Source organism: Haliscomenobacter sp., from assembly GCF_040403615.1.
Taxonomy (GTDB): domain Bacteria; phylum Bacteroidota; class Bacteroidia; order Chitinophagales; family Saprospiraceae; genus Haliscomenobacter.
Genome location: NZ_JBBAKG010000047.1, coordinates 39,195 through 43,490 on the forward strand (window position 1 = coordinate 39,195; position 4,296 = coordinate 43,490).

6 protein-coding genes are annotated in these 4,296 nt (G+C 46.6%); 2 read left to right on the plus strand and 4 right to left on the minus strand.

Features of this window, described 5'->3' with window-relative positions; all coding sequences use genetic code 11:
* The 3 genes from ABW391_RS15990 to ABW391_RS16000 all read right to left on the minus strand — a co-directional run.
* The coding region (locus ABW391_RS15990; RefSeq protein WP_353482895.1) for a saccharopine dehydrogenase family protein at nt 1-862 on the minus strand (862 nt) is incomplete at its 3' end.
* A gap of 19 nt (nt 863-881) precedes the next feature.
* Nucleotides 882-1,886, minus strand: coding sequence for a DUF3500 domain-containing protein (locus ABW391_RS15995; RefSeq protein ID WP_353482896.1), 1,005 nt, complete (start codon nt 1,884-1,886; stop codon nt 882-884).
* Nucleotides 1,887-1,950: 64 nt separating this feature from the next.
* Nucleotides 1,951-3,150: an exo-beta-N-acetylmuramidase NamZ family protein gene (locus ABW391_RS16000; protein ID WP_353482897.1), complete on the minus strand. Its 1,200-nt coding sequence runs from the start codon at nt 3,148-3,150 to the stop codon at nt 1,951-1,953.
* Nucleotides 3,151-3,251: 101 nt separating this feature from the next.
* Between ABW391_RS16000 and ABW391_RS16005 the strand changes: the two genes are divergently transcribed.
* Together ABW391_RS16005 and ABW391_RS16010 are read left to right on the plus strand one after the other, a co-directional pair.
* Entirely contained in the window at nt 3,252-3,545 is a 294-nt protein-coding gene (locus tag ABW391_RS16005) for a hypothetical protein (RefSeq protein WP_353482898.1), read from the plus strand.
* A gap of 10 nt (nt 3,546-3,555) precedes the next feature.
* Nucleotides 3,556-3,930 carry a hypothetical protein gene (locus ABW391_RS16010; RefSeq protein ID WP_353482899.1) on the plus strand — a complete coding sequence of 125 codons (375 nt, stop codon included), beginning with the start codon at nt 3,556-3,558 and terminating at the stop codon, nt 3,928-3,930.
* A 36-nt stretch (nt 3,931-3,966) separates the two neighbouring features.
* On the opposite strand, the gene ABW391_RS16015 is transcribed toward ABW391_RS16010, so the two are convergent.
* Nucleotides 3,967-4,296 (minus strand): hypothetical protein (locus tag ABW391_RS16015; RefSeq protein WP_353482900.1); only part of this gene is annotated, 330 nt, incomplete at its 5' end.

Genomic DNA, 4,296 nt, shown 5'->3' on the forward strand with positions numbered 1-4,296 from the left:
ACAAGATCAAATTCCCCATGATGCGACCTTTGAGTTCCTTGCCACTGATCATGGCCTCCTCATAAGTGAAGTTTTCGCCATAGATAAATCCGGCCAATGCATTGCTGCGGCGTACGACTCGGGTATTGATGCCTGCCATCACAAAGGGTGCGATCCAGGCTTTGGCAACTGGATCGTATGCTACGCTTTGAAAATCGCGGGCATCTGGCCCTTTGAAATTAGGGTCGGGATTTAGCGTATAGGGATTGACCAACAAACGGGCAAATTCGCGATCTGCTGCGGCTTGATCAACCTGCACAAGCATGCTGGCAATGGTGCCCCCACTTACGCCACCTTTTGCCCCTTTTACCCGCATGTTGACTTTTGGGGCATATTCACCGTATTTCTTCAACACTTCTTTTTGCAAAAAATATACCCCCATATCGGAAGGCACCGAATCAAAACCGCAAGAATGGACAATTTTAACCTTGGCCTTTGCTGCAGTTTCGTGATGGAGATCAATCATTTGGCGAATCCAACCAGCCTCGCCAGTCAGGTCGCAATAGTGCGTACCCGCTTCTACACAGGCTGCTACCAGCAAGCTGCCGTATTTCATGTAAGGGCCAACGGTGCTGCATACCACTTTGGTTTGCGCCGTCAACGCCAGCAGTGAAGCCTTGTCAAAACCATCGGCCACCACGATCGGGAGCTGCGGATGCCCCAGCTCATCAAGAATGCGCTGCAATTTGGCGGCATCCCGGCCACCTACTGCCCACTTTAGGCCTGAATTGTTGCCGTATTGTTGGCACAAGTATTCGGCTACGAGGCAGCCTGTGAAGCCGGATGCGCCCCATAAAATGAGGTCGTATTTGCGTGTTGGCATAATATCAGTTGCAAATGGTCTATTTAATCTGAAAATCCTCAGAAAGATCCCTCCAGAGGGTATGATAATGCTGAATGCCTCCATCCCGGTTGCTGAATTCGATGATGAACCCATCCGTTTTGATGGAATAGTAGTGCAATTCGTTGGTATTGTTGGTGCCGTACCAACTGAAAAAGATGTTTTCCTTGTGCGACATAAAACGCCGCATCTTCTCCTGTGCCAAAGTTGGCGTCAGGTTGCCAATCCATGCCTCGATGATTTTTTCCACCAATTGTTTTTGAAAAATCGACATTTCAGCGTAGGGTAAGCCTTTTTTGTCGCGTACATGGGACTCTTTTCCGGTTTTGGTCATCACGTCGGCATCGACAGGGTGTGACCCTAGGAGTGCTTTCTTCTTTAAAGCAGGAAGCAGGTCGTTAAAAAGCTGGTTGCCGTAGTCGTTTTCTTCAAACATCAAGTTGTACCCGGCATAGGGCCCGCTGGTGGTCAGTGCTGGATTGATGCCCACAAACATCGGCGTGCAGGTCACGCCTTTGGTGGAATACGTAAAATTGAGGGAAATGTGGTGGCCTTCAAATTTCCAGCCCCAGATTTTTTTCTTGTCGGGTGTCCCAAAAACGGTAAACCAATAATTCATGTTTCCGTACCGCTTGGCAATCGGGCTGTTGGCTTTGGTCAGGCGTTCGAGGATGCCCTGGTCGTATTGAATGATGAACAGAAATTTTTGGTAGCCTTGCTGACTCAACACCGTACGCAACAGCCGATGGATGATTACCCGCTGCGTATCCGACAAATCCTTGAATTGAATGCCTTGTCGGTAAACCTGTTCCAGGGGAAGGTTCGACCATTTTACCCTGGACGTATCATTGAACGTCAAATTGGCGATGGTTTTTTGGGCAGGCGACAAAGTGGACAAAAACGAATTGGCCACGTTGACGGAAGCGGTTTGGTCAAAACTCGCTTGTCCAAATACGGCAAAAGTTGAAAAGGCCAGTAAGGCACAAATGGTTAATTTCAGATTCATTGCGCAACGATTGTAGGTTCAGGGTAAATCTAATGTGTTTAAGCAATATTAGTGCTGTTTTTTATCAGGGATACAAAGTATACTTCAACCGCATGGTCTTGTAATTCGACAAACCAGGTTCCCAGCTCTTGCGGATTTCTTTTTCCTTTTTGCCCGCGATGATCTGGTCCTTGAACTGCTTGGTGCCAGCCAATTTGTCGATGTCACCCATTTGTTTGCTTTGGCTGCGGTCAAAGAATTTGTCCTTGTTGGGATAATCCTTGTATAAATCCATCATCCAGCGGATGTTGATGCGTCCCTTTTTGCGCAACTGCTTGAGGTCGAATTCTCGCAAATCCAGGCCATAACAAGCCTGATCCTGGTGCAGGGGCGTTTCCGACATGCCCTTGATGCTGACCGGAGTAAACGAGAAATCATACTTGCCTTTCAGCAAGGGACTACCCAGTACCGTAAATGGCATGTAAGTGCCACGACCCTGACTTACCATGGTACCCTCAAACAAGCACAAAGAAGGATAAAGCAAAATGGACTGTTGGGTATTCAGGTTGGGAGAGGGCGATACGGGCAGGGTGTACTCCATCTCGTGGGTATAATTTTGCAGTGGAATAACCTTGATTTTGCATTGCAACTTGTTTTGAATCCAGCCTTCCCCGTTGATCATTTGCGCAAATTCGCCAATGGTCATCCCGTGCGTAATCGGGATCGGAAAACGCCCGATACCAGAGCTGAGGGGCATGTCCAGGATGGGCCCATCCACAAAACTGTTGGGGTTGGGGCGATCCAGAATGAGCATTTCCTTGCCAGCTTCTGCACATGCCCACATGGCATCCCGCAAGGTATTGATGTAGGTGTAAAAGCGACAACCCACGTCCTGAATGTCGAAAATCAGGATGTCCATTTGTGCCAGTTCTTCCTGGGTGGGTTTGCTTTTTTTGCCGTACAGCGACACGATGGGAATCCCTGTTTTGGGATCGATTTCGTCGGCTACTTTGTCGCCATTGCTGGCATTGTTGCGAAAACCGTGTTCCGGTCCGAAAATAATCTTGATGTCTACGCCCAGCGCTTTCAAGCTGTCTACACTCAGTTTATTGCCAATGATGGACGTCTGATTGACCAGCATGCCTACTTTTTTGTCTTTGAGGTAGGGTAGGTACGCATCAATTTGGTCTGCGCCGGTTATGATGGGTTTGTCTTCCACTTTTTGGGCGGACAAGGTTGCAAAGGTGACACTCAAGGCCAGTAAGGGTAACAAAAACAACTTCATGGTTAGGTGTGGTTTGTTGTATAGGTGAAGGTAAGTACTTAGTCGGAAAAAGTGCGTTGAAGTTTTGGCTGAAGGCTATCTTTGCTGGTAAACACCTACAAATGTCCAAACTGATCAAATGCAGCAAGTGCCAAACCTGGAATGAAAACCAGGATTATTGTACCAATTGCAACCATCTTTTGAGTCTCGATATCGAACGCGAGCAGGAATTGGAAAAACTGAACGAGGAAGAACAGCAGCGCCCACTCACCAAATTTGCCAATTACCTGCTGAAATTGAAGCATTCAGATCACCCCGTCGACAGGGTCAAATATGCAGTATTGAACTCTGCCTGGTTGCTTTTTCTGCTTTTTGTGGCAGGATTGATCGCTTTGGTAGCGCTTGCTCCAGGGTAAAATGTGGAGAATGTTGCGGCGTTATCCTTTGGTTGTTTGCATGTTGGGGTGCTATGGATTCCACCTGATCTTGAAGTTTGGGCGCATTCCGGTTCCGATTTTTCTAAGCCATTATTTTGCCGATTTGCTGTGTATGCCCTTGCTGCTATCGGTGGTGGTGATTGGCATGCGCTGGGTGAAATCGATTCCCAATTTGACCTTGAGCTTGCCTATGATCGTTTGTGCAGTTGTTGCGGTGGGCTTTGTTTTTGAATATTGGCTCCCCAAAATTTCTCAACGCTATACTGCCGATGGCCTGGATTTGTGGATGTATGGGGTAGGAGGGGGGCTGTTTTGGGTTTTTCAGACAACATTGGTGCCGAAAGGAAAAGGGGATTTTAGTTAGTTCTCAGCCTATAAAAACCGATCTTTTAGGTCTTTCTCATTCTTCAATTACCTCGCAAATGCATCGAAATCCCATTCTTTTTTTCGACCAAAAATTCGAAGCTTGAATAGGTTTATCCATCGTCCATTCTTCGAAAGCACCATTTAAATAATTCAAATCAACTCCAGGTTCAACAATGTAAAAAGCCCTATTACTTTTACTTGGGTACATTTGTTTTGCCATTGTTAACTCCTGATTGGTAGGTACTCGGTATTTTATGCTTGTGAATAATTTATTGCGTTTTCTCTTTTTTTGAGAGGCATAATAGTACATAACAGTATTAGATCTCCATGCACAATAATCCCTAGCTTCATCTATATCTACGTC